Source organism: Pandoraea soli, from assembly GCF_902459595.1.
Lineage (GTDB): Bacteria > Pseudomonadota > Gammaproteobacteria > Burkholderiales > Burkholderiaceae > Pandoraea > Pandoraea cepalis.
Map to the genome: position 1 here is coordinate 1 of NZ_CABPSG010000019.1, position 24,036 is coordinate 24,036.

Sequence of the window (24,036 nt, forward strand, 5' to 3'; positions counted from 1 at the left end):
CTCAATGCTGGACGCAAGGGCACGGCAGGGCGCGCTGCCGGCGGCGCAAGCGCCAATCGCGGCAGCGCGTCGCGCGCCACGGACGAGGCGCCAGCCGGTGCCGACCCGGAGCCCGAGCCTGCAGGAGCTGCCGGTGCGGTAACGGCAGCTCCTGCGGCGACGCCGCGCGCTTGCGTCTATCGTGAAGCCGACGGTGTCGCACCGGTCTTTACCGGCGAATGGCCGGCATTGGCCGCCGGACTCCCGGCACGCGGTCTCGCCCAACAGCTGGCGTTTCAAAGCGAGTTGACCGAAGTCGCCGGTCGCGCGCTGCATTTGCGCGTGCCGCTGCGTCAGTTGGCCGACGCGGCCACCACCGACAAGCTGCGTCAGACGCTGACCGAGCACTTCGGCGCCGAGGTGCAATTGCATGTCGAGTTGGGGCAGGTGGGGACGACAGCGGCTTCGCTCGCGGCGCAAGCGGCGGCGGCGCGCCAACGCGCGGCGGAGCAGGCGATCGCGGACGATCCGCTCGTGCGCGAACTGATCGACGAATTCGACGCCCAGATTCTGCCAGGCAGCGTTCGCCCGTTACAATAAGGCCGTTCGCTGTCGCGATTCGGTGCCGGGTTTTCGAAGAAAATCCTCAAACGCGCGTTACACACGACGACACACGACAACACACTGCGGCGCTCTGCGCGTACTGTATTCGACGCGCGGCATCCGACCCACCTCATACAATTTACTCAGGAGTCAACATGCTGAAGGGAAACATTGCAGGTCTGATGAAACAGGCCCAGCAAATGCAGGAAAACATGAAGAAGGCGCAGGAGCAGCTTGCCCTGATCGAAGTCGAGGGGCAGTCGGGGGCGGGTCTGGTCAAGGTCGTGATGACGTGCAAGAACGATGTGCGTCGCGTGACCATCGACCCGAGCCTGCTGGCGGACGACAAGGACATGCTCGAAGACCTCGTGGCGGCGGCGTTCAACGACGCGGTGCGCAAGGCCGAAGCGACGGCGCAGGAGAAGATGGGCGGCCTGACCGCCGGTCTGCCGCTGCCGCCGGGCTTCAAGATGCCGTTCTGAGCGGTCCTCGGCCAGTTTCAAGAGACACACGACGCATGTCCCAGCTCTCGAGCCTGCAGGAACTCGCCGATGCCCTGCGCGCGTTGCCGGGGGTCGGCCCGAAGTCCGCGCAACGCATCGCTTACCACCTGCTGCAACGCGACCGCAAAGGTGCGGTGCGGCTGGGCGAGGCGCTGGTGCATGCCGCCGAGCAGATTCGCCATTGCGCGCGCTGCAATACGTTTACCGAAGTCGAGATTTGCGAGACGTGTCTCGATCCCGAGCGCGACACGAGCCTGCTGTGCGTCGTGGAAACGCCTGCCGACCAGAACATGCTGGAGCAGACGCTGACCTTCAAGGGTCTGTATTTCGTGCTCATGGGACATCTCTCGCCGCTCGACGGCGTGGGCCCCGGCGAGATTCACTTCGAGCAACTGATTCGCCGCGCCACGGACGGCGTGGTCAAGGAAGTGGTGCTCGCCACCAACTTCACCAACGAAGGCGAGGCCACGGCGCACTATCTCGGACAGATGCTCAAGGCGCGCGGTTTGCGCGTGAGTCGGCTGGCCCGGGGGGTGCCCGTCGGTGGCGAACTCGAGTACGTGGACGCCGGTACGATCGCGCGTGCCGTGCTCGACAGACATACGCTCTGAGCATGACGCGCGTGTGTCGCGGTCCAACGCTGCGCGTAGGTACTGCTCCTCTCATCCAATCGGATTAGCTGTTATTCGGTATTCCTGCGCCCATCCCGGTCTTCTAGACTGAACCTGCCGACTTGATGTCCCACCAGCACGGGGAATTCAAAAAGTTCACAAGCGGCGCGGGGCCGTATTCCCGTCGCGTAGATCCGGTCGATGACCCAATAACTGCGCACGGGCACTGCTTAGGCAGGGAGTTAAGGTATGGCTAACGATACCGGGCGCACCCTGATTTACGCCTCCCGAAAGCACAACGACGGTCTGTTGTCTTTCCTGGGAGAGCAAGGCTGGCAAGTCTTGCCGGCCAAGAGCGCCAGCGACGTCAGTCGCATTCTGAATCCGGGGACGACCAGCGCAGCACTCATCGACCTGGCGAGCGGTTATAGCGACCGCGAGATGGGCGCATTCGAGTCCTGCATGCAACCCGCCACGGTCGGCTGGGTTGCCGCGACGAATCCCGAACAACTCACGACGAAAGCGATCCGTCGGCTGATTCGCGACTATTGCTTCGATTACGTCAACGTTCCCTGTACGAACGACCAACTCGCCCACTCGATCGGACATGCCTGGGGCATGGCATCGCTCTCGGAGGTGCAGTTCGTCACGCCGCAAGTCGGCGGCGATCAGGAGATGGTCGGCACGTGCGAGGCGATGCAGCTGCTCTTCCGCACGATCCGCAAAGTGGCCAATACCGAAGCCCCGGTGTTCATCTCGGGCGAGTCGGGCACGGGCAAGGAGCTGAGCGCCGTGGCGATTCACGAGCGCTCCTCGCGGGCCAAAGGGCCGTTCGTCGCGATCAATTGCGGGGCGATTCCGCCGCACTTGATGCAATCCGAACTCTTCGGCTACGAACGCGGCGCCTTCACCGGCGCCAATGCGCGCAAGATCGGCCGCGTCGAGGCCGCCAATGGCGGCACGCTGCTGCTCGACGAAATCGGCGACCTGCCGATCGAAAGCCAGTCGAGCCTGTTGCGCTTCCTGCAGCAGGGCGCCATCGAGCGTCTCGGCGGCCATGAAGTGATTCCGGTCAACGTGCGCATCATTTCGGCGACGCACGTCGATTTGGAGGAAGCCGTCAAAGAAGGACGTTTCCGCATGGATCTGTTCCATCGCCTTTGCGTACTGCGCGTGGACGAGCCGCCGCTGCGGGCCCGCGGACAGGACATCGAGATCCTCGCGCACCATATTCTGCAACGCTTCAAGGGCGACAACCATCGCAAAATCCGCGGGTTCACGCAGTGCGCGGTACAGGCGATGTACGAATATCACTGGCCTGGCAACGTCCGCGAGCTGATCAACCGCGTGCGCCGTGCCATTGTCATGGCCGACGGCCGCATGATTTCGGCCAAGGATCTCGACTTGATGCCGTGGGCGCCGACCCTCGTGCGAACGCTCGAGGAAATTCGCGCGGAGGCCGAACGAACGGCCATCGAGCAGGCATTGCTGCGCCACTGTCACCGGCTCACGGACGTGGCGGCAGAGCTGGGCATTTCGCGCATTACCCTGTACCGCCTCATGTGCCGGTATGGAATGCGTGGTGACGAATCGGGCGTGCCGGCCTGATGTCTTCTGGCGAAGAGAGGGCGGCCGTCCTGTGATGAGCAGGGCGGTCGTTTCTTTTTGGGCTCCTGAATATCGTCGAATCGGGGCCGCAAGACTTACCGCCCTACGTCGTGTTTCCCCCACTGTCCTCGCAATCCGCGACTTCTGCCATCGCCAATAACGACGGGCGATTCCGGTGAACCTTCCCGCATTCCTCTCGAACGTCTTCCATACGCATTGCGTTGTCGCGTCTGTCGAGCGAATAGGCCTCGCAAGGTCACGCGTGTCCGCGTGCGCGGCGTCATCATGCGCGATTGCACGACGCGGTGAACACTCGGCCGCACGCCGATGCCACGCGCGTCGCCGCGACAGAGAACCGGGCGACGCGTGTCCTTTCCGCAGACCGATCAAAGATGAAACATCCCGGGCGGTGCACGACATCGCGTCACGCACGGGCACCGATGACAACGCTGTGTCGTTATGTCGCAGCCGGACAATTCCGTCGCCATTCTGTCACCGGAGACCCTTATCAACCGGGCCGCTTTGGCACGCGTCACTGGTCACGCCGATAGAACTCGCCGTTCGGAAGTCTTGGCGAATGCGTCGGTGATGTGACACCGGAGGCCTGGCATCGCCTGCGTATCAATGCTGAAACGTTTTCGCGCATTGGCCCGGGTGTTCGGCCAAGTCGAAAAATCTAACGTCAATGTTTTCAATCACTTAAGTAGGGTGGCACGGAAGTCGCTTTATTGAGCCGGGCAAGGAGGGCACAGCGATGCGAATTCACACCACTGACATTCAGTACCGAGTACGACAAGGCGCAGGCGCGCTGGCGGCTGCCATCGCCGCGACGTTCGGTCTGTGCGCTGCACCGGCGCAAGCGCATGAATTCTCGCGCTCGCCGCTCATGCATGTGGCGATGCTGACGGGCTCAATGGTGCCGACGTCGTTTTCGACGGCGCTGCCTGCGATGCGGGTCACCGATGCCGATGCCGCCATGGTGGCACCGGTCTCTGACCTGATACCGGTGGCGGCCCGGACGACGGCGGACGAAGCACCGGCCGCTGCCGGTGGCGACGACACGAGTCCCACTGCCAGCATCCGGGACGTCGGCGTGACCGGAGTGCCCCTTGCGGCAGCTCGTATTGATGACGCACAACTCGGGAGCCAGCGCGGCCGCAATCTGCAAGGCGGCGCGATGGTCCAGTCACCTGGAATGACGCTCGCCAACGGCGTGACGTTGTGGGACGAACTGCCCGGCGCCGTGACGCCGATGCCGCGTCCGCAACAACTGTCGAGCGGCGTGAACAACGTTCAGGTGACGCGTGTGACTTACTCCACGCGGTGAATCAGATGACTCAATTCTCCCTGGTGCATGCCGGCAGTGTCCTCGCCACGATGATGGTGGCGCTGACCCCGGCACTGCTCCCCGGCCGCGTGCACGCCGAACCGGCGACGCCCGGGGACCTGGTGATCGAACGCAATATCGGCCCGGAAGTCGCCTATCGCGGCTTGCCCCGTGAGCAGAACCCGATTGGCATCGCCGTACCGGCATTCCCGACGGGGCCGTTCAACACCGCCATGGGTGCTGTCAATCAGGTCATGGATAGCGAGTTGACGGGCCGCGCCTCGGTCGGTCTCGTCACGGGCGCCGTGCGATCCGGCATCGACCCGGTGATGGGCGTGCTGGTGGGCAATGCCCGCGGTGGTAACGCCCTCAACACCTCGAACGGCGTGGGCGGTGGATTTAGCTCAGGGGTTGGCGGTGGCGGTGGGATCGGCAGCATCGGCACGCTCGTACCGTCAGTGATCAACTCGGCACTGGCGCCCCTCACGAGCATCGGTGCGGCAGGAGCGGCGAAATGAGCGCGCATCGCGTGTCGTGTGGCGCCCGTCACGCCATCGCTCTGGCGGTCGCTACCGTGCTGAGCGCGCTCGCCGGGGTGTCGTCGGCACAAGACGTGTGGATCGTGAACGGCGAACTCGCCGGCACGCACGCCACCATCGATAACGGCGTGGCGGTGGGCGTGACCGGGGCCCTTGGTGTCAATCAAGCGGCCGGCGTGAACAACGCCCAGGCCAACAGCGCGGTCATCGCCAATGGCGGCGGAGTGAGCGTCGGCGCGTCGAGCACGAATCAACAGGCACTCGTCACGACGACGACCGGCGCGGCCAGCGCCGCAATTCAAGGCAACGCATTTTCGGGCACCTCGGGGCTGACGCAAGTCAACCAGTCGAGCGGTGCCGGCAATCTTCAACGCAACGCCACGGTCATTGTGACGGGCGATGCGGCTGGAGTGGCGAGCGTATCGGATACGGCACTATCCGCTGCGATCGCTAAGGGTGGCCCGGCTGGGCACGACAACCTCAACGATCTGTTCCGCACGGCGTCGATTTCCGGTGACGCCTTCCGCGGTGCGAACGGTGTGGTCCAAGTGAACCAGTCGGCTGGGATAGGCAATGTAACCGCAAATGTTTTTGTGCTCCGTCCCCCGGCGGGCACATCTTTTTAACTGGGTAACTCTCTCGTCAAGGAGATGGTCATGAAAACGAAAGCAATCGCAGCGGCCGCACTGCTGGTAGCAACGGGTTCCGCCATGGCGTATCCGTCTCACCACCAGCAATACAGCTTCTCGTTCATCGGCAACGAAACCAACGTTCTGAACCTGGTCGGCATTTTCGGTCTGGTCGGCATTCGCGGCTGCGTCACGGTGGACAACACCGGCAACGCTGTCGTGCAAAGCAATCAGAGCGTCGACGCGCACCATGTGAACCTCACGGGTCCCCTGCTTGGCAGCTACGTGACAGGCGACGTGACGTACGGCGTGCATTCGCATACCACGACGGTGTCGAACCAGGGTAGCGCTTACCTGCTTGCTGGCTCGACCACCACGTCTTTCGACAACACGACGTCGTGGGTGAATGCCGAGGCCAATGGTCACCTGAACACCAGCCATTCCTTCCAGGCGGGTGCCGGGTATATCGCAGGCCAGTCCAGCTCCGGCTCGGGCGGCTTCGTCGCTGGCGGTGGGTATCAGTATTCGAACATTGCCGGTGGCGGAGGCATTATCGGTGGCGGCTTCATTCCGCTGCCGCCGTTCGGTGGCGCCGTGTACGGCGGTTACCTCGCGGGCAACTTCGGCGCGGGCCAAGGCTCGGTCTGGGGCGGCTATGCGTATGGTCAGCAGTCGCAGGAGGCAGGTGGCTTCCTCGCGGCGGGCTTCCTGAACACGCAGAAGAGCTTCGACGCAGGGTTCCACGGCTTGTTCAACGAAGGTCAGGCTTCGGTCCATAGCGAATCGATCGCCGCAGGCGCACTGTGGGGCTTCTCCGACACGTACATGAAGTCGACCACGTGGGTGCACGGCTCGATCACGTATCACATCAACACGGCGCAGTACCAGACGATGGGTGCCACGCTGGGCACCGGCGCACTGGCTAACGCCAACGGCAACATCGGTGTGAACGTGGCGGCAGGTGCCGACAACGCGCAGGCCAACAACGTCGCGATCGCTTCGCTCAACGCCCAGCCGGTGTATGCCTCGGCACAGGTGTTCGCGAACCAGTCGTCGAGGGGTTCGGCCAGCATCTCGCAGTTCTATGTCAACGCCAGCGTGGGGGATAACGCCCTCGCCGGTGCGACTGGCAATGTGGGTGTGAACGTGGCCGCAGGTGTGGGCAACGTGCAGCAGAACGGCCTGGCCGCCGCGGTCTCGCAAAGCGGCTTTGGCTGGTACAAGGGTGGTGCGGCTAACTCGACGGCGCAAACCGACCAGTCGGCTTCGATGCACGCTTCGGGCGACTTCATCGCCAATGCTTCGCTGGGTAACGGCGCACTGTCGTGGGCCAGCGGCAACATCGGTGTGAACGTGGCTTCGGGTATCGGCAACGTGCAGAGCAACAGCCTTGCCGTCTCGGCAATCAAGTGAAGTACCGAACCGGTCCGGGGAATCCCGGACCGGTTTTTTCATGAGGTGTGACATGAATGATGCGCGTCGTGCCGCAGTGAGGATCGCTACTGTTTGCGCTCTGGCGTGCGCAAGCGTGGCCGGGCACGCGCAGTATGCATCGGTGAACCTCGAATCTTCGACTGGTGTACCGGCGGTCAAGAAGATGCGCTCGTTCAAGTCGATGCACTACGTGAATCTGGTCCAGCAGGAATACGACTTCAGCTGTGGATCCGCAGCCTTGGCAACACTGCTGCGATATGGCTACGGGATCGACATTCCCGAACCGGAAATGATCCAGCGAATGATGGCGTTCTCCAACCCGGAAACGGTCATCAAGAATGGCTTCTCGATGCTCGACATGAAGAAATTCGTGGAGACGCTGGGGCTCGAGGGGCGAGGATTCAAAGTTGATGCGAACGCGCTGTACGACTTGAGGATTCCGGTCATCGCGCTGATCGACGTCAACGGCTATCAACACTTCGTAGTCATCAAGGCAGCGAAGGACGGGCGCGTGTTCGTGTCCGATCCGGCGCTAGGCAATCGCATTATCGAGCAAGCCGATTTTGCCAAGCAGTGGAACGGCTTGGTGTTGGCGGTCGTCGGCAAGCCGTTTATGGAGGATTCACCGCTGCTCAAAGGAAACGAATCCCTGGCGGTCAAGTTGCGCGACAGCGCGCTGGCAACCGGGACGTCACCGACCCCGATGGTGGATTTCGGCATCATCCGGGCGGACCTGTTTTGAGACCAGACCATCATGAACCGATATGTCCCGATGCTGGCCATCCCGCTGCTTGCAAGTGCTGTGCCGGCATTTGCATCGAGCGTGGTGCCCGAGAGTTGGACGCCCGTGAGCGACGAGGTGCTATCGCACGCGACCGGTAAGTACGCACAACAGAACATGATTACGGGCTTTCAGCTCGTTATGCAGTCGCAATGGCAGATGCCGACCGGGGCGAGCCTGATGGCCACCGGCGTGCTGGGTGTGAATCAAAACGGCGGTGGCATGCAGGTGCAGACCGGTGCCGCGACCGGCATTATCCCCGGTCTGGTGACCGCCACCGTGCCGCTCACACAGGGCGTCTCGGGGGCAGCGAGCGTGCTCATCAACGGTGTTGCACAGATTACGCAGGTGGCAGGCGATGCGAACAACGCGCTGAACAAAGCCATCATTCAGTTCGGTCCTGGGGTATCGATGGCGGCGCTGGTGCCGGTCGGCGGGCAAGGCGCGAACAGTTCGCAGACCACGGTAGGCAATCTGAGCGCCCGCGTGGCCATTACGTCGGCAGGCATGCAGATCACGTTGAATACGCCGAACGGCAATCTCGGCCAGAGCGTGGGCGGCGGGGCCGGTGCGGCGATGAACCAGATCATGCAGGTCGTGCAGGTCGCGGGTAACGCCCAGCAGGTCATGAACACAATGCAATTGAATCTGCAGACGAGTCCGCTCACGTCGGCCGGACTGCATCAGGCGGGCATTCAGAGCGCGTTGGCAAACATGGTCGCCATTCGCCGATGACGGTCGAGGATCGTCAATCCAGGTCGACGAAGTGAAGCGCAAGTGAAGGGTAAGTCAAGAGCAAGTGAAGTGACGGCGCCGCGCTGCCATGGATGCGCAGGGTGACGCCGGCAACCGTGTCCGGCAACGTTGCAACCCTTGGCCGGACGCCATGATAACGAGAAGTGGGGCGTCGCCGCAGGTCGCTTGCGGTGAACAAGAAGGTGATGTCGGCAGAGCCCGGGCATTGCACGTCCACCGAGATCGGAACGGGTTTCGCACGCATCACCCCGCAGTCGAGCAGCAAGGACAACCGTTGTTGGCAATACGTGTTTGTTGGATTGCGCGCGGACACCTGTCCGCACCTTTACCCGGGGGGGATCATGAACACTCATCGCTTTTTTCCCGTTGCCGCTATTCCGTTGGGGGTACTGCTTTTCACGCTATCGGCCCAGGCTCAGGAGCATACGAACCCATCGCCGGACGACCGTCTGCAAATGTTGATGGACATGGTCGACCGGCAGCAGCGGGAAATTTCTTCTCTCAAGCAGCGCCTCACGGACATCGAGATGGCGCAACGCGGACGCGGTCTGACCGCCTGGGATACTGCGCAGATCGCGCAGGTCTCGCCCGGTGACGGATCGGCCGCCGGTTCGGCGGGCACGCCGGGCGGCGGCGCCGCCGGCGCGGCGGGGCCCTCATCCGCCACGCCGATCGGCGAGACGCAGCAGATGCAAAAGAGCACGAGCGAATCGCAGCGCACGCCGGCCGAAGAGGCGGTTGTGCAGGCCCAGCACGCGCCGCTGTTCGACCACAAGCTGACCATCGATACGGGGATCAGCTACAGCTACTACGACCGGCGTCAACTCGTGCTGAGCGGCTTTCTCGCCCTCGATGCCATCTTTCTCGGTCAATTGAATCTCGGCGAGACCAAGGCCAACGTCTGGACGTTCGACGTCAACACGCGCTACGGGATCAATGACCGGATGAGCGTGGCGTTCGACGTGCCGTATCTCTACCGCAATTCGGACTTCATCTCGGGTGGGGTGGGCGGCGCGGCATCGTCGGTGAGCGACATCAGCAAGAACTCGGCGAACATCGGTGACGTGAATGCGTCCTTGTACTACCAACTCGTCAAGGAGAACGCGAACTGGCCCGATATCGTGGCCTCGTTTCGCGTGACCGCGCCGACAGGTACGTCACCGTTTGGCATCAAGCTCGGTACGCCCGATCCGACCAATAACAACCTGACGACGCCGTCGCGCTTGCCGACGGGGAACGGCATCTGGGCGTTCACGGCCGGCCTGTCGTTCCTGCGCACCTACGATCCGATCGTCTTGTTCGCGAACGTGGCGTACACCTACAACGTCGCCCGCACGTTCGACGACGTCTCAGCTGTCGAAGGCACGACGCAACCCGCGAAGGTCAAGCTCGGCGACATCATTCAGGTGGGCGCGGGCATGGCATTGGCGCTCAACGACAAGACGGCGCTGTCGATCTCGTACTCGACGGCGATCTCACGCGCGACGAAGACGGCCAGCCCAGGCGGCGCCTACACCACGGTGGCGGGCAGTTCGACGAACGCGGCGTCGCTCAATTTCGGCATCAACTATGCGATCAACAAGCACTGGACGGTCAACGGTTACGTCAATGCGGGGATGTCGCCGGACGCGCCGAACTATGTGATCGGTTTGCGCTTCCCGTACACGTTCTAACGACGGGGCGCCGCGTAGGTGTGCAAGAAGGCAGCAGGAACGGGGTTTGCGCGTCGCCGCCACCGGCGACGCGCATGGAATCAGGGTCAAGGAAGGCGTATGGAATGGCGACGGGCGCGGCCCGTAGCGACGCTCGGTTAGCGCGACAGGCGGGGCGGCATACGGCCAACCCCTGCGTTGACGGACAGACGGGTCGGTAGCAGTCCCGCGGCTAGGGCAGGGGGTGCAACGTGCGAAACTGCAGCGATCATGCGTGGCCCATCCGGCAAGGAAATCGATGCCTGCGTGGGTTTGGGCAGTGGCGCGGGAGGAACGACTTCGTCCCAGAGGCGTACATTGTTGCCCGTTGCCGCCACGGTGTGGGCCGGTGCAATGACGACGGGCGCGATGCCCGGAACCTTGGCGACGATGCTGTGCTGCAGGTTCGCCGCACGCGTGCTGGCGAGCAAGGCGTCGCTGACCGAGACCGGAACGCCGCGCATATCGACGGCCTGGGCTTGCGCCGAGACGGCAAAGCACGCCGCCACCAGACAACCCATAGCAACGCATGTCATCTTGACGCTGACCTTGTGGTTCATGGCATGCCCCCCCGGGCCTCCAACGACTGTCTTCCCAGCACACGTTGTATTTTATGGCGTGATTCGAGAAAAGGAAGGGAAAAAAGTAATAGCGGAATGTTAGAAAATTGAGTAAATAATTTACGCAGATTGCGGTTTGTCGCGCAGAGGTAACATGGAGCGGCGTTCGTGAGTTCAGAACCTGCTGCCATGCGGGTTTCGTGCGTAAATTGCGCTACAAGCGAGGTGACGCCTGATGTATGCCTCATGACGAAGGCTGGAGGGTTTCTTCGGTTTTCGTGGCCGCCTGGGCATGTGTCGAGCATGCGACAGGCTGGCAACTCATGAACGCGTCGGGCTTGATAACAAGCGGGCGGCGGCCCGGGGGGGCTGACCGGAACGACGGGGGAAACCATGCGTGTGCTGGTCGTGGGTGAGGCTGCCAGTTGGCTGAGCGGCCTGCAGGTCGCACTGCAGACCGACGCGAACGCGACGCCGCCGGTTTTGCGTCACGTCGACGAGGTGACGGCGCAGGACTGGTTCTGGTTGCGCGAGTTGCCGTCGCGTCGCGCGCTTGTGCTTGCCGAGTCGGTGGCTCGTACGCCGGACATCGATGGTCTGTGTGCGACTGCCGCCGACTGTGCGCCGCCCGTCCCGGTGCTCGTCATCGGAGATGCGGGTTTTCCCGATGAAATCATTCGCTGGCTGCAGGCTGGCGCGGCGGCATGTCTGCCATGGCCGAGCCCGGTCGCGCGCACGCGTGCGGTCTTCGATCTGGCGTTCACGGGCGGTCGATTCGTTCCCGACGAGGCCATCTCGGCATTGCTCGTGCTTTGGCGCCAGGAGGCACTGGGCGAAGCGCTGCCGCTCTCGCGTCTGCCGGTGTTCCCGATGGGCGGCGACAAGGCGACGCAACTGGCCGAGTCGGCGCTGCTCGGCATCTCCGCGCGGCAGTACGAAATTCTGGCACTCCTATCGCGCGGTTTATCCATCAAAACGATCTGCCAGCAACTGGTGATCTCCGAGGGAACCGCCAAGACCCACGTGTCTGCCCTGTACCGGCGGCTCGGCGCCCGCAATCGTGGCGAGGCGATCTACATCGCGGCGCAGCGCGGGGCGCGTCATCTGTTCGAGACCTGACGAGCGGCCCCCGGCTTGCCCGATCGGATTTAACGACCATTCAACCCAGAACTTTCCGGGAATCGCTGCGCGATGGTTGGCCGATCGCGGACTGTCGAATTACTATACGAGCTTCGTTTGCCACCCATTGCGACAGGCGCTGCCGACGGCAGCGTCTCGAAGTCGACGGCGATGTCCGTCGACGAGGCACAGGAGTCCACGCGTTGTCCAAGTCGTCCAAGCCGTTCGAATCTGTATTGCCGCAAGGTCCCGCCCCGGCGTCTACGGCATCCGCTGCGGGCCCATCTCCCGAAGCCACCGCATCGCAGGGGGCCGGCACCGCCGGTCTGCCGGCGCGCGGCGCGCTCGCCGGCGTGAAGGTGCTCGAACTCGGCACGCTCATCGCGGGTCCGTTTGCCGCGCGCATGCTGGGGGAGTTCGGCGCCGAAGTCATCAAGATCGAGGATCCGCAGCACGGCGATCCGTTGCGCAAGTGGCGCAAGCTGCACCCCGACGCGGGTGGCACGTCGCTCTGGTGGGCCGTGCAGGCCCGTAACAAGAAATCGGTGACGATCAACCTCAAGTCTGCCGAGGGGCAGGAGATCGTGCGCAAGCTCGCCGCGCAGGCCGACATCGTGGTCGAGAATTTCCGTCCCGGGCTGCTCGAGCGATTCGGATTGGGGTACGAGCAACTCTCGGCCGACAATCCGGGGCTCGTGATGGTGCGCCTGTCGGGCTACGGGCAGACCGGGCCGTACCGTGACCGGCCCGGCTTCGGCGCGATTGCCGAGTCGATGGGCGGACTGCGTCATATCACCGGGTACCCGGACCTGCCACCGCCGCGCATCGGCATTTCCATTGGCGACTCCATCGCGGCGCTGCACGGCGTGATTGGCGCGATGATGGCGCTGCATCACCGCAATGTGAACGGCGGGCGGGGGCAGGTGGTCGACGTCGCCCTTTACGAGGCCGTTTTCAACCTCATGGAGAGCGTGGTGCCCGAGTACAGTGTGGCCGGCATGGTGCGCGAGCGCACGGGCGCGTCGCTGCCGGGGATCGTGCCGTCGAACACCTATCCTTGCGCCGACGGCATGATCGTGGTGGGCGGCAACAGCGATCCGATCTTCAAGCGGCTGATGCACGCCATCGGCCGGCCCGATCTGGCGGACGATCCCGCCCTTGCGCACAACGACGGCCGCGTGCCGCGCACGCAGGAAATCGACGACGCGATCGGCCAATGGACGCGCGCGCGTCCGATCGATGATGCCCTGGCCGTGCTGCAAGGGGCCGACGTGCCGGCAAGCCGTATCTATACCGTGGCCGACATGTTCAAGGATCCGCAGTTCATCGCGCGCGAGATGATTCAGCGTCACACGTTCCCGGACGGCACGCCCATCGATCTGCCGAACGTCACGCCCAAGCTTTCGCAAACGCCGGGACAGACGCAATGGCTCGGCCCGGCACTTGGCGAGCACACCGAAGAGGTGCTCGGGCAACTAGGTTATGATGCCGAACGAATCAAGGCACTGCGCGAGAACGGCGTCATTTGAGCTGAGTCGATCTCGCGCAAGACCGCGGGGCGCGGCACCGTCTGCGGCTCGTGAAAAAGCACGTCACACCAAGAATAAACGCTGCAACCACGGAGACAAACCTCATGCAAAGACGTCAGTTCGTCACGACGCTGGCCGCTGCCGGCTTGATCGGCGCAGGCATTCGCCCGAGCTTCGCGCAAGGCAAACTCGAGAAGACCAAGGTCGCGATCGCCGTCGGCGGCAAGAATCTGTTCTATTACCTGCCGCTCACGATTGCCGAACGCCTGAATTACTTCAAGGACGAAGGTCTCGACGTCGAAATCTCGGATTTCGCCGGTGGCTCGAAGGCGTTGCAAGCCCTCGTGGGCGGTAGCGCCGACGTGGTGTCGGGCGCTTACGAACATACGATCCTGTTGCAGGCGAAAAACCAGTTCATCCGGGCGTTCGTGCTGCAGGGGCGCGCCCCGCAGATCGTCTTCGGCGTGTCGAACAAGACAATGCCGAATTACAAGTCGCTGGCCGACCTGCGTGGCAAGAAGATCGGCGTGACGGCGCCCGGCTCGTCCACCAACATCATGGCGAACTTCGTGCTGGCCAAGGGCGGCGTCAAGCCCAACGAGGTGGCGTTCGTCGGTGTCGGCGCGTCGTCCGGTGCGCTCGCTGCGATTCGCTCGGGCAATATCGACGCCATCGTCAACCTCGATCCGGTGATCACCATGCTCGAGCGCGACAAGGAGATCCGCGTGATCTCGGACACGCGTACGCTCAAGGAGACGGCGTCGGTGTTCGGCGGCCACATGCCGGCGGGGTGCCTGTATACGAACGAATCGTTTATTCAGAAGAATCCGAATACGACGCAGGCGCTGACCAATGCCATGGTCCGTGCGTTGCGCTGGCTTCAGACGGCTGGGCCGGCGGACATCATCAAGACGGTGCCCGACGCCTATCTGTTGGGCGACCGCGCGTTGTACCTGGATGCCTGGGGCCGCGTGAAGGAAGCCATGTCCCCGGACGGCCTGATTCCCGCTGACGGACCGGCCACGGCGCTGCGCACGTTGCAGGCGTTCGATGAGTCCGTCAAGGGCAAGCCGATCGATCTGGCGAAAACGTTTACGAACGAATTCACGAAGAAGGCCGACGCCAAGTACAAATGATGACAGCGCCGGCTCTGAGTTTCGACAGCATTACGTGTACGTTTGTCGCGCGAGACGATCGCGCGAAGCGTTACACGGCCGTGGCCGACACCTCGCTCGACATTGCGCCGGGCGAGTTTGTCTCGGTCGTCGGCCCCACCGGTTGCGGCAAGTCGACGTTGCTCAACGTCGCTGCCGGGCTGCTGGCGCCGTCGTCCGGTTCCGTCAAGGTGTTCGGCGAGGCGCTCAAGGGCATCAATTCGCGCGCCGGCTATATGTTCCAGGCCGAAGCGCTGATGCCCTGGCGCAATGCCATCGACAACGTGACCGCGGGGCTGGAGTTCCGTGGCGTATCGGCCGAGGAAGCGAAGGCGCGTGGGCACGAGTGGCTCAAGCGCGTGGGGCTGGGCGGGTTCGGCGATCGCTACCCGCACCAGCTCTCGGGCGGCATGCGCAAGCGCGTGGCCATGGCGCAGACGCTGATTCTCGATCCGGACATCATTCTGATGGACGAGCCGTTCTCGGCGCTTGACATCCAGACGCGCCAGCTCATGGAAAACGAGTTGCTCGAGCTGTGGGCGGCCAAGCGCCGGGCGGTGCTGTTCATCACGCACGATCTGGACGAGGCGATAGCGCTATCGGACCGTGTCGTGGTGCTGTCGGCAGGGCCGGGCACGCACCCGATCGGGGAGTTCCGCATCGATCTGCCGCGTCCGCGCGACGTGGCGGAAATTCGCAATCATTCGCGCTTCACCGAGCTGCACGCCCAGATATGGGACGTGCTGCGAGAGGAAGTGCTCAAGGGCTATGCGCAACAGTTGAAGGCAGTCTGACACGCCATGTGGCAAATCACGGATCTTCTGTTCGGCGGGTGCGGCTGGGTGCAATGGCTGGACTGGTTGGACTGGTTCGATTTGCCGGATGGCTTTGGTTGGTTCGATTGGCTTGTCTGATCGCTCGTCTGATATTCCCGGAATTCGTTCGTCATGCGTAATCGTTCGATCATGCGGCACTTGCGGTTGTGGCAATGGCTGCTGCTGGTGGTGGCTTTCCTCGTCTGGTACGTCCTCACGAGCCCGACGCTGCTACCCGCGTTCTACTTCGATAGCCCCGACAAGGCGGCTTTCTTCTTCGGCGAGCCGCAGAAGGTGTTGCTCCAGATCTGGCAGTGGTTCGCCGGCGGAGAGATCTATCTGCATCTCGGCGTCACGCTGCTCGAGACCGTGCTCGCCTTTGTCATCGGTACCGTGTTCGGGCTGGCGGTGGGACTGTGGCTGGCGCTCTCGCCGAGCGCCGGCGCGCTTTTCGATCCGTACATCAAGGCGGCCAACTCGATGCCGCGCGTGATTCTCGCGCCGATCTTCGGCGTGTGGTTCGGGCTGGGTATCTGGTCGAAAGTCGCGCTGGGCGTAACGCTGGTGTTTTTCATCGTGTTCTTCAACGTGTATCAAGGCGTGAAGGAAGTCAGTCCGGTCGTGCTGGCGAATGCCCGCATGCTGGGCGCGAATCAGCGGCAGTTGCTGCGTCGCGTGTATCTGCCGAGCGCCACCAGTTGGGTGTTCTCGAGCCTGCACAACTCGGTCGGACTCGCGTTCGTCGGGGCAGTGGTCGGGGAGTATCTGGGGTCCGCGCGCGGCGTCGGCTACCTGATTCTGCAAGCGGAAGGCACGTTTGACATCAACGCCGTGATTGCCGGCGTATTGATCCTGACCGCGTTTGCCCTTGTGCTCGACGGACTCGTCGGCGTGGTCGAACGGCGTTTGCTTGTCTGGCAGCCGCAGGCCGGCGAGACCGAGAAGATGTGAGGTACGGCCGTTGGCGACGCTGATGTCGCCGGCGGTCGTGACGGCATGGCGGCAAATTTGTGGCAGATCCGTGGCCGTTGTGTTGCCACCGAATCGTCGCAACGACAGGCGTGATGCTGTGATGGCGTCATATCCGGGCACCTTTCCTCGGTTACAATTGCCGCATGCGAATCCTGCTCAGCAACGACGATGGGTATCAGGCCCCCGGCCTGGCCGCGCTTTACGAAGCGCTGGCGCCGCTTGGCGACATTACCGTAGTGGCGCCCGAACAGAACTGTAGTGGTGCGTCCAATTCTCTGACCCTGCAACGGCCGCTATCGGTGTTCAAGGGCGGCAACGGCTTCACGTTCATCAACGGCACGCCGACCGATTGCGTGCACATAGCGCTGACCGGGCTGCTCGACGAAAGGCCCGATATCGTTGTGTCCGGCATCAACAACGGCCAGAACATGGGCGAAGACACGCTCTACTCCGGGACGGTGGCGGCGGCCACCGAGGGGTTTCTCTTCGGAATTCCCTCGTTTGCGTTCTCGCAGGTTCATAAAGGCTGGGATCATATCGATAGCGCGGCGCGCGTGGCGCGCGAAGTCGTCGAACGGTACATGGAGCGCCCGCTGGGTGCGCCTTTCCTGTTGAACGTCAATATCCCCAACTCGCCTTACGACCGCCTTAAGGGCGCAGTGGCAACGCGACTTGGGAAACGACATCAATCGCAGCCGGTGATCCGTCAGGAAAATCCGCGCGGCGAAACGATTTACTGGATCGGGCCGGCGGGCGATGCGCGCGACAGCAGCGAAGGCACCGATTTTCATGCCGTGGCGCACGATTACGTCTCGGTCACTCCCTTGCAACTGGATCTCACGCATACCGCACGACTTGGCGTCGTGCACGACTGGCTGGCCAGCGCAGGGGTGACCCAACGATGACGACACCGCCAAAGCGTTTTCCTCTCCCCTTGGCCGACGTGATGGCCCGTCGGCAACGTCAGGCACCGGTGCTCGACAAGGCGTCGCGGGCCAGTCCCGCCGGCGCACCGCCTGCCGCGATGACGCGCGCCACGGCGCCCGCAAGTCAAGGGAACGGAAAGACGCCGACTGGCGGCAATCTTTCCCCGAATACGCACGGCAGCCTGCGGGCTGCCGCGACGCCAATGGCCGGCGCTTCAGCGCGTCCCGGCGGCGCACAGACGCCGCACGCCGTCGTACCGAAAGGACTTGCGCGACCCGCGTCCGCCCCCCACGCGCAGCCTGCGCCGCATGCTGCGAAAGGTGCGCCGCGGCCCACCGTCAAAACGACGGGGGCGGGGCATACCCAGCCGGGTGCGGCCGTCGGTGCCAGGGGCGCGGTGCGTGGGATGACGGCAACGAAGGTTTCGGCGGGTGGCACGGGACGTGCGAGCGCCTCGGTGCTCGGGAATTCGCCGGATGGCATCGGACTGACCTCCGAGCGGGTGCGCGCGCGGATGGCTGAACGCGTGGCCGCATCCGGCGTCAAACACCCGGGTGTGCTGGCGGCGCTCGCGACGGTGCCGCGTCACGGATTTGTCGACGCGGCGCTCGCCAATCAGGCCTATGAAGACGCGGCGCTGCCGATCGGTCACGGGCAGACGATTTCCAAGCCATCGGTCGTCGGGCGCATGATCGAGTTGCTGCTTGCAGGCGGGCGTCCGCTGGAGAAGGTGCTGGAAATCGGCACGGGATGCGGCTACCAGGCGGCGGTGCTGTCGTGCGTGGCGCGCGACGTCTATTCGATTGAACGGGTTCGTCCGCTCCATGAGCGTGCCAAGGCCAACTTGCGACCGCTGCGGGTGCCGAACATTCGCCTGCACTACGGCGATGGGCGGCTAGGGCTGCCGGCGGTCGCGCCGTTCGACGGCATTGTGATTGCCGCCGCCGGACTGGAAATTCCGGACGCGCTGATCGATCAACTCGCCGTTGGCGCGCGCCTCGTCGCGCCAGTGGGCGGCGAGCAACAGATTTTGACCCTCATCGAGCGCACCGGTACGCGCCAGTGGCGCGAGACCCAGCTTGATAGGGTGTTATTCGTCCCCTTAAAATCGGGCATCATCTAAGCCCGACGGGCCTTATTCTGCGGAGGATTTGAGTGAATTTGCGAGCGGGTTTCCAACAACGCGTCGCCAGCGTCCTGTTGCTGAGCATGCTGGCAGCGTGCGCATCGCGACAAGTCGGGGCGCCGGTCGTCGACCGTACCGTAGGCGGTGTGGCGACCGACGGTAGTGCGCCAGGCGCAGCGCCTGTTATCGACAACACGCCGGTGCCGGCGGGGTATTACCGCGTCAAGCCCGGCGATCGCCTCTATCGCATCGCGCTGGAGAACGGTCAGAACTATCGCGACATCGCGCGCTGGAACAATATCCAGAACGCGGATCAGATCGAGGTCGGCCAGGTCTTGCGTGTGAAGCCACCCGCCGGGGATGCCGGCACGCCGTTGCCGGCGCCGCTCGCCGCCAACAGTGTGGCCTCGGTGCCGCCGGCCGTCGTGACGCCGCCGGCCAGCGCGTCGGCGACGGCTGCGCCGTCCGCCCCGACCGCCGTGTCGAGTGGCGAGCTGCAATTGTCGTGGCCAGCCAAGGGCAATGTCGTTGGCCGCTTCGACGATTCGAAGAACAAGGGCCTGAATATTGGCGGGACCGTCGGCGAGCCTGTCTATGCGGCGGGGGCGGGCAAGGTCGTGTATTCGGGCGCCGGCCTGCGCGGCTATGGCAACCTCGTCATCATCAAACACGACGCTACCTTCTTGACGGCGTATGCGCACAACCGCACACTGTTGGTCAAGGAAGGCGACTCCGTCACACGGGGTCAGAAAATTGCCGAAATGGGCAACTCGGATGCAGATCGTGTCATGCTGCATTTCGAGGTGCGTCGCGACGGCAAGCCTGTGGATCCGATGAAGTATTTGCCGCCTCAATAAACTAGGCAGGGTCGAATGCTCAAGAGAAAGCGTCGCACTTCGCAAGAGGAAGACCTCGCTGCCCCGGAGCCCGATCAGGAAGTCGACGATCGGCAATCCCGGCAGGACGAGGACGTGGACGACGCTTTCGACGAGCGCGAGGCGGAGGACGACGACGCGTCGTCGTCCGATGCTGCCGAAGCAGGTACTGCCGGCCGCAAGCGCAAGCCCGAGGCCGAGGACTTCGGCACGGTGCTGAAGGCCGAACTCACGGCGGATACCGTCCAGCACTATCTCAACCGTATCAGCGTCAAACCGCTGCTCACGCCCGCAGAAGAATTCGATTACTCCACGCGTGCCCAGGCCGGCGAGTTTGCGGCCCGTCAGGTCATGATCGAGCGCAATCTGCGCCTCGTCGTGAGCATTGCCAAGGGCTATCTCAATCGCGGTGTGCCACTGCTTGATCTGATCGAGGAGGGTAATCTCGGCTTGATGCATGCGATCGAGAAGTTCGACCCGGGGCGCGGGTTCCGTTTCTCGACTTATGCCACGTGGTGGATTCGCCAGAGCATCGAACGCGCCATCATGAATCAGGCGCGCACCGTGCGTTTGCCGGTGCATGTGATTCGCGAACTCAATCAGGTGCTGCGCGCGAAGCGTCATCTTGAAAAGAGTGCGGCGTATGTCGATGGTGGAGAACAGCGCGACGCGAGTATCGAAGACATTGCCGATTTGACCGGCAAGACGCCCGAAGAAGTGATCGACATCCTCGCGCTCAACGAGCATGTGGCGTCGCTCGACGCGCCGCTGGAAATCGATCCGGGCAGCAGCTTGCTCGATTTGCTCTCGGACGATCACAGCGCGGCCCCAGAGCAGGAGGTGCAGCATCGCGAGCTGGAAGACCTCATGCGCCTTTGGCTCTCACGCCTGTCCACCAAGCATCGCTATGTCATCGAGCGCCGGTTCGGACTCAACCGCGTGGAACCTGCCACGCTCGAAGAACTGGCCGACGAAATGGGGCTGACTCGCGAGCGCGTGCGTCAGATCCAGCAAGAGGCGCTCGTCAAACTCAAGCGCTATTTCGCATCCAACGGGGTGCGCAAGGACGCCGTGCTCTGATTGGTGTCGACCTTGACGACCGCCGTCATCCGCCCCCCGCGTCGTTGGGGGCGGAATTCCATGACGTCGCCGTGGCATGGCGGCGCGCACTGAATTCACTTCACATTCTGACCATGTCATCTCCTGTCCTCGTCTTCGACATTGAAACGATCCCCGACGTTGACGGCCTGCGCAAGCTCGAACCGGCGTATGCCGGGCTGTCCGACGATGCCGTGGCCAACGCTGCCTTTGCCGCCCGCCGTGAAAAGGTGGGGCACGACTTCCTGCCGTTGCACGTGCAGCGCATTGCGGCAATCTCGTGCGTGTTTCGCGATCGCGACGGCTTTCGTGTGAAATCCCTCGGCACGCTCGACGATGGCGAGGCGGCCCTCGTCTCCGGCTTCTACCGCACGATCGAGAAGTATGCGCCGCAACTTGTGTCTTGGAATGGCGGCGGCTTCGATCTGCCCGTGTTGCATTACCGCGCGATGATTCACGGCATTGCCGCGCCGCGCTATTGGGACATGGGTGAGGACGACCGCGAGTTCAAGTGGAACAACTACATCAGCCGTTATCACCATCGCCATCTGGATCTGATGGATCTGCTGGCGATGTATCAGGCCCGCGCCAACGCGCCGCTCGACGACCTGGCCAAGCTGTGCGGGTTTCCCGGCAAGCTCGGCATGGACGGCAGCAAGGTCTGGGACGCGTTCCGCGCGGGCAAGCTTGAGGAGATTCGCAATTATTGCGAGACGGACGTGGTGAACACGTATCTTGTCTACTGCCGCTTTCAATTGATGCGGGGCGGTTTGCGTCAGGCCGAGTACGAGCAGGAGATCGAATTCGTGAGGCGCTCGCTCGAAGAGGAAGCGGCGCCGCACTGGAAGGAATATCTCGCCGCCTGGGCGTGATCTCTGCGTTTGTGACGGGCGAGGACGGCGATGCCGGGGCTTCGCAGACGAGCTGCGTCAGTGACGAGCGAATCGATTAAAATGCTCGGTTTGCTGTCGCACATGAGAACAACGACGTGACCCGCTCCTCCCGAAATTCCTCACGCGGCCGGCCGGCTGCCGAGCCCGGCATTATCGAAATCGAATCGCTCGACATGGAGGCGCGCGGCGTGGGCCGCACCGCGCCCGAGGGCGAACCGGGTGCGCCGGACTACAAGCCCGGCAAGGTGATCTTTGTCGAAGGTGCGCTGCCAGGCGAACGCGTCACCTATCTCAGCTATCGTCGCAAACCCAAATTCGAGCAGGCCGAGGCCGTTGATGTGCTGCGTGCCAGCCCGATGCGCGCCCAGCCGCAGTGTCCGCACTTCGGCAAGTGCGGCGGGTGCTCGATGCAGCATCTCGAACCGCGTGCGCAAATCGCCATCAAGCAGCGCGTGCTCGAGGACAATCTGGCGCGTCTGGGCAAGGTGAAGGCCGAAGCCATCCTTCGGCCTATTCAGGGGCCGGATTGGCGCTATCGTTTTCGCGCACGTCTGACGGTGCGCTACGTGCCGAAAAAAGGGGGCGTGCTCATCGGATTCCATGAGCGCAGGAGCAGCTACGTGGCCGACATGGACTCGTGCGAAGTGCTGCCCCGCCACGTTTCGGACATGCTCGTGCCGCTGCGGCGCCTGGTCGAGTCGCTGTCCATTCGGGAGCGACTGCCGCAGATCGAACTGGCGATCGGCGCCGAGGTGACGGCGCTCGTGCTCCGTATTCTCGATCCCCTCACCCCGGCGGACGAAGACAATCTGCGCGCTTTCGCTGACGCACATCACGTCCAGTTCTGGGTTCAGCCGAAGGGGCCGGACACAGCGGTGCCGTTCTATCCGCTGGATCCGGAATTGCATTACACCCTGCCGGAATATCAGATCCGGATGCCGTTCAAGCCGACAGATTTCACGCAGGTCAACCATCAGATCAACCGCGTGCTCGTGCATCGCGCGTTGCGCTTGCTGGCACCGACGTCGCGTGAGCGTGTGCTCGATCTGTTTTGCGGCCTGGGGAACTTCACGCTGCCGCTGGCGCGGCGCGCCGGCACCGTCATGGGCATCGAGGGCAGCACCGCACTGACGGAGCGCGCGCTCGCGAACGCGCAACGTAATGGCGTGGCCGAGCGGACGGAATTCGCGTGCCGGAACCTGTTCGACATCACGCCGGAGGATATTCGCGCATTGGGTGCGTTCGACCGCTACCTGATCGATCCGCCGCGCGAAGGGGCGCTGGCGGTATCGAAGGCGCTCGCCGAACTGGCGCAGCAGGGCTACGACGGCCTGCCCAAGCGCATCGTCTACGTTTCCTGCAGTCCGGCAACGCTGGCGCGTGACGCGGGCGTGCTCGTGCATGAAGCGGGCTATCGCCTGACGCTGGCGGGGGTGGTTAACATGTTCCCACACACGTCGCACGTCGAGTCGATGGCCGTGTTCGAACATGAGAGCATCGGTCAGCCGTGGGTGCCGACTGTACGGGTATCGGCATCGGATGCGTCCGCCGATGAAGGTGTTGAGGCGATTGCCGGTGCTACCGGTGGCGACGGCGTGATTCACGACGAGGCCTGATCCCGCGTGACAGTCGGCCATCGGTTGCGGCGGCCGTGACGCTGCAGCGGTCGATGGGGCCGGGTGAGCGACGCGCAGGCCTGCGCGGCCCGTCGCACCCGCGCATCGGTTGGGCATCTGGCAAAAGCGCATCACACAACGAAAAAGCCAGTCCCGCGGGACTGGCTTTTTCGCATTCGTGGCGTGGCGCGGGGTTGCCCGCGCCGCCCGTCGGTCGCGTCAGTTGCGGTTGCCGCCCAGCACGCCGAGGATGGCCAGCAGGTTGGTGAAGATGTTGTACAGGTCGAGGTAAATGGCCAGCGTCGCGGTGACGTAGTTCGTCTCGCCGCCATTCACGACACGCTGCACATCGAACAGGATGTACGCGGAGAAGATGGCGATGGCGATCACCGAGACCGTCAGCATCAGCGCCGGCAGTTGCAGCCAGATATTGGCGACCGAGGCCAGCAGGATCACGAGCACGCCCATGAACAGCCACTTGCCCAGGCCGCTGAAGTCACGCTTGCTGACAGTGGCGACCGTTGCCATGACGCCGAATATCACGGCCGTGCCACCGAACGCCATCATGATGAGCGATGCGCCGTTCGAGAATCCCAGCACGAAGCTCAGCAAACGCGTGAGCATCAGTCCCATGAAGAACGTGAAGCCCAGCAGCAACGCCACCCCCACGCCGCTGTTCTTGAAGCGCTCAATGGCGAACATGAAGCCAAATGCGATCGCGAGGAACGCGATCATGCTGACCATCGGGCTGCCTGAGAACAGCGCGAAGCCGTAGTTCACGCCCAGCCAGGCCCCCGCAATCGTCGGCAGCATCGACAGCGCGAGCAGCCAGTACGTATTGCGCAGCACCTTGTTGCGCATCTGTACGGTCGTGACGTCGTGCATCCCGCC

Annotated in this window: 25 protein-coding genes; 22 read left to right on the forward strand and 3 right to left on the reverse strand. The window is 63.4% G+C overall.

The window, feature by feature from the left end; translation table 11 throughout:
• The 10 genes from PSO31014_RS20575 to PSO31014_RS20620 form a co-directional block, all read left to right on the forward strand.
• Window positions 1-579: DNA polymerase III subunit gamma/tau C-terminal domain-containing protein (locus tag PSO31014_RS20575; protein WP_281349137.1), on the forward strand; the 579-nt coding region annotated here is incomplete at its 5' end.
• A gap of 158 nt (window positions 580-737) precedes the next feature.
• Window positions 738-1,064 carry a YbaB/EbfC family nucleoid-associated protein gene (locus tag PSO31014_RS20580; RefSeq protein WP_017231405.1) on the forward strand — a complete coding sequence of 109 codons (327 nt, stop codon included), beginning with the start codon at window positions 738-740 and terminating at the stop codon, window positions 1,062-1,064.
• Between the two features lie 35 nt (window positions 1,065-1,099).
• Window positions 1,100-1,696: a recombination mediator RecR gene (gene recR / locus PSO31014_RS20585; protein WP_017231406.1), complete on the forward strand. Its 597-nt coding sequence runs from the start codon at window positions 1,100-1,102 to the stop codon at window positions 1,694-1,696.
• A 249-nt stretch (window positions 1,697-1,945) separates the two neighbouring features.
• Window positions 1,946-3,304 carry a sigma-54 dependent transcriptional regulator gene (locus PSO31014_RS20590; RefSeq protein WP_150553318.1) on the forward strand — a complete coding sequence of 453 codons (1,359 nt, stop codon included), beginning with the start codon at window positions 1,946-1,948 and terminating at the stop codon, window positions 3,302-3,304.
• Window positions 3,305-4,058: 754 nt separating this feature from the next.
• Complete coding sequence (locus PSO31014_RS20595) at window positions 4,059-4,631, forward strand: hypothetical protein (RefSeq protein WP_150553319.1); 573 nt, start codon at window positions 4,059-4,061, stop codon at window positions 4,629-4,631.
• A gap of 5 nt (window positions 4,632-4,636) precedes the next feature.
• On the forward strand, window positions 4,637-5,149 hold the full coding sequence (locus PSO31014_RS20600) for a hypothetical protein (protein WP_150553320.1): 513 nt from the start codon (window positions 4,637-4,639) through the stop codon (window positions 5,147-5,149).
• Window positions 5,146-5,796: a hypothetical protein gene (locus tag PSO31014_RS20605; RefSeq protein ID WP_150553321.1), complete on the forward strand. Its 651-nt coding sequence runs from the start codon at window positions 5,146-5,148 to the stop codon at window positions 5,794-5,796. The genes PSO31014_RS20600 and PSO31014_RS20605 overlap by 4 nt, the downstream gene beginning before the upstream one ends.
• 30 nt (window positions 5,797-5,826) lie before the next feature.
• Window positions 5,827-7,212, forward strand: coding sequence for a hypothetical protein (locus PSO31014_RS20610; RefSeq protein ID WP_150553322.1), 1,386 nt, complete (start codon window positions 5,827-5,829; stop codon window positions 7,210-7,212).
• Between the two features lie 52 nt (window positions 7,213-7,264).
• A complete protein-coding gene (locus PSO31014_RS20615) occupies window positions 7,265-7,975 on the forward strand; it encodes a C39 family peptidase (protein ID WP_246176925.1) in 711 nt (236 codons plus the stop codon).
• A gap of 12 nt (window positions 7,976-7,987) precedes the next feature.
• Window positions 7,988-8,749, forward strand: coding sequence for a hypothetical protein (locus PSO31014_RS20620; RefSeq protein WP_150553323.1), 762 nt, complete (start codon window positions 7,988-7,990; stop codon window positions 8,747-8,749).
• A gap of 13 nt (window positions 8,750-8,762) precedes the next feature.
• Here the strand turns inward: PSO31014_RS20620 and PSO31014_RS22475 are convergent, their stop codons facing one another.
• Complete coding sequence (locus PSO31014_RS22475) at window positions 8,763-9,083, reverse strand: hypothetical protein (RefSeq protein WP_174976600.1); 321 nt, start codon at window positions 9,081-9,083, stop codon at window positions 8,763-8,765.
• A 28-nt stretch (window positions 9,084-9,111) separates the two neighbouring features.
• Between PSO31014_RS22475 and PSO31014_RS20625 the strand changes: the two genes are divergently transcribed.
• Complete coding sequence (locus tag PSO31014_RS20625; protein ID WP_174976601.1) at window positions 9,112-10,443, forward strand: porin family protein; 1,332 nt, start codon at window positions 9,112-9,114, stop codon at window positions 10,441-10,443.
• Between the two features lie 137 nt (window positions 10,444-10,580).
• On the opposite strand, the gene PSO31014_RS20630 is transcribed toward PSO31014_RS20625, so the two are convergent.
• Window positions 10,581-10,997 carry a hypothetical protein gene (locus PSO31014_RS20630; protein WP_150553325.1) on the reverse strand — a complete coding sequence of 139 codons (417 nt, stop codon included), beginning with the start codon at window positions 10,995-10,997 and terminating at the stop codon, window positions 10,581-10,583.
• A 417-nt stretch (window positions 10,998-11,414) separates the two neighbouring features.
• On the opposite strand from PSO31014_RS20630, the gene PSO31014_RS22775 reads away from it, so the two are divergent.
• From PSO31014_RS22775 to rlmD, 11 genes are all read left to right on the forward strand, one after another.
• On the forward strand, window positions 11,415-12,140 hold the full coding sequence (locus PSO31014_RS22775) for a response regulator transcription factor (protein ID WP_246176927.1): 726 nt from the start codon (window positions 11,415-11,417) through the stop codon (window positions 12,138-12,140).
• A gap of 326 nt (window positions 12,141-12,466) precedes the next feature.
• On the forward strand, window positions 12,467-13,669 hold the full coding sequence (locus PSO31014_RS20640; protein WP_150553351.1) for a CaiB/BaiF CoA transferase family protein: 1,203 nt from the start codon (window positions 12,467-12,469) through the stop codon (window positions 13,667-13,669).
• 104 nt (window positions 13,670-13,773) lie between these two features.
• The gene (locus PSO31014_RS20645; protein WP_150553326.1) at window positions 13,774-14,805 is read left to right on the forward strand and encodes an ABC transporter substrate-binding protein; all 1,032 of its coding nucleotides are present in this window, start codon (window positions 13,774-13,776) and stop codon (window positions 14,803-14,805) included.
• Entirely contained in the window at window positions 14,805-15,617 is an 813-nt protein-coding gene (locus tag PSO31014_RS20650) for an ABC transporter ATP-binding protein (protein WP_150553352.1), read from the forward strand. The genes PSO31014_RS20645 and PSO31014_RS20650 overlap by 1 nt, the downstream gene beginning before the upstream one ends.
• 153 nt (window positions 15,618-15,770) lie before the next feature.
• Window positions 15,771-16,589 (forward strand): ABC transporter permease, encoded by an 819-nt coding sequence (locus PSO31014_RS20655; RefSeq protein WP_017231422.1) that lies wholly within the window; start codon window positions 15,771-15,773, stop codon window positions 16,587-16,589.
• A gap of 164 nt (window positions 16,590-16,753) precedes the next feature.
• Complete coding sequence (gene surE, locus PSO31014_RS20660; protein ID WP_150553327.1) at window positions 16,754-17,515, forward strand: 5'/3'-nucleotidase SurE; 762 nt, start codon at window positions 16,754-16,756, stop codon at window positions 17,513-17,515.
• Complete coding sequence (locus PSO31014_RS20665) at window positions 17,512-18,660, forward strand: protein-L-isoaspartate(D-aspartate) O-methyltransferase (protein ID WP_150553328.1); 1,149 nt, start codon at window positions 17,512-17,514, stop codon at window positions 18,658-18,660. The genes surE and PSO31014_RS20665 overlap by 4 nt, the downstream gene beginning before the upstream one ends.
• A gap of 86 nt (window positions 18,661-18,746) precedes the next feature.
• Window positions 18,747-19,520, forward strand: coding sequence for a peptidoglycan DD-metalloendopeptidase family protein (locus PSO31014_RS20670; RefSeq protein WP_246176928.1), 774 nt, complete (start codon window positions 18,747-18,749; stop codon window positions 19,518-19,520).
• Between the two features lie 15 nt (window positions 19,521-19,535).
• A complete protein-coding gene (gene rpoS / locus PSO31014_RS20675; RefSeq protein ID WP_150553330.1) occupies window positions 19,536-20,618 on the forward strand; it encodes an RNA polymerase sigma factor RpoS in 1,083 nt (360 codons plus the stop codon).
• A gap of 113 nt (window positions 20,619-20,731) precedes the next feature.
• The gene (locus tag PSO31014_RS20680) at window positions 20,732-21,508 is read left to right on the forward strand and encodes a 3'-5' exonuclease (protein WP_150553331.1); all 777 of its coding nucleotides are present in this window, start codon (window positions 20,732-20,734) and stop codon (window positions 21,506-21,508) included.
• A gap of 116 nt (window positions 21,509-21,624) precedes the next feature.
• Window positions 21,625-23,145 (forward strand): 23S rRNA (uracil(1939)-C(5))-methyltransferase RlmD, encoded by a 1,521-nt coding sequence (gene rlmD / locus PSO31014_RS20685; protein WP_174976603.1) that lies wholly within the window; start codon window positions 21,625-21,627, stop codon window positions 23,143-23,145.
• Window positions 23,146-23,364: 219 nt separating this feature from the next.
• Here the strand turns inward: rlmD and PSO31014_RS20690 are convergent, their stop codons facing one another.
• Entirely contained in the window at window positions 23,365-24,030 is a 666-nt protein-coding gene (locus PSO31014_RS20690) for a Bax inhibitor-1/YccA family protein (protein WP_425494895.1), read from the reverse strand.
• Window positions 24,031-24,036: the final 6 nt, after the last annotated feature.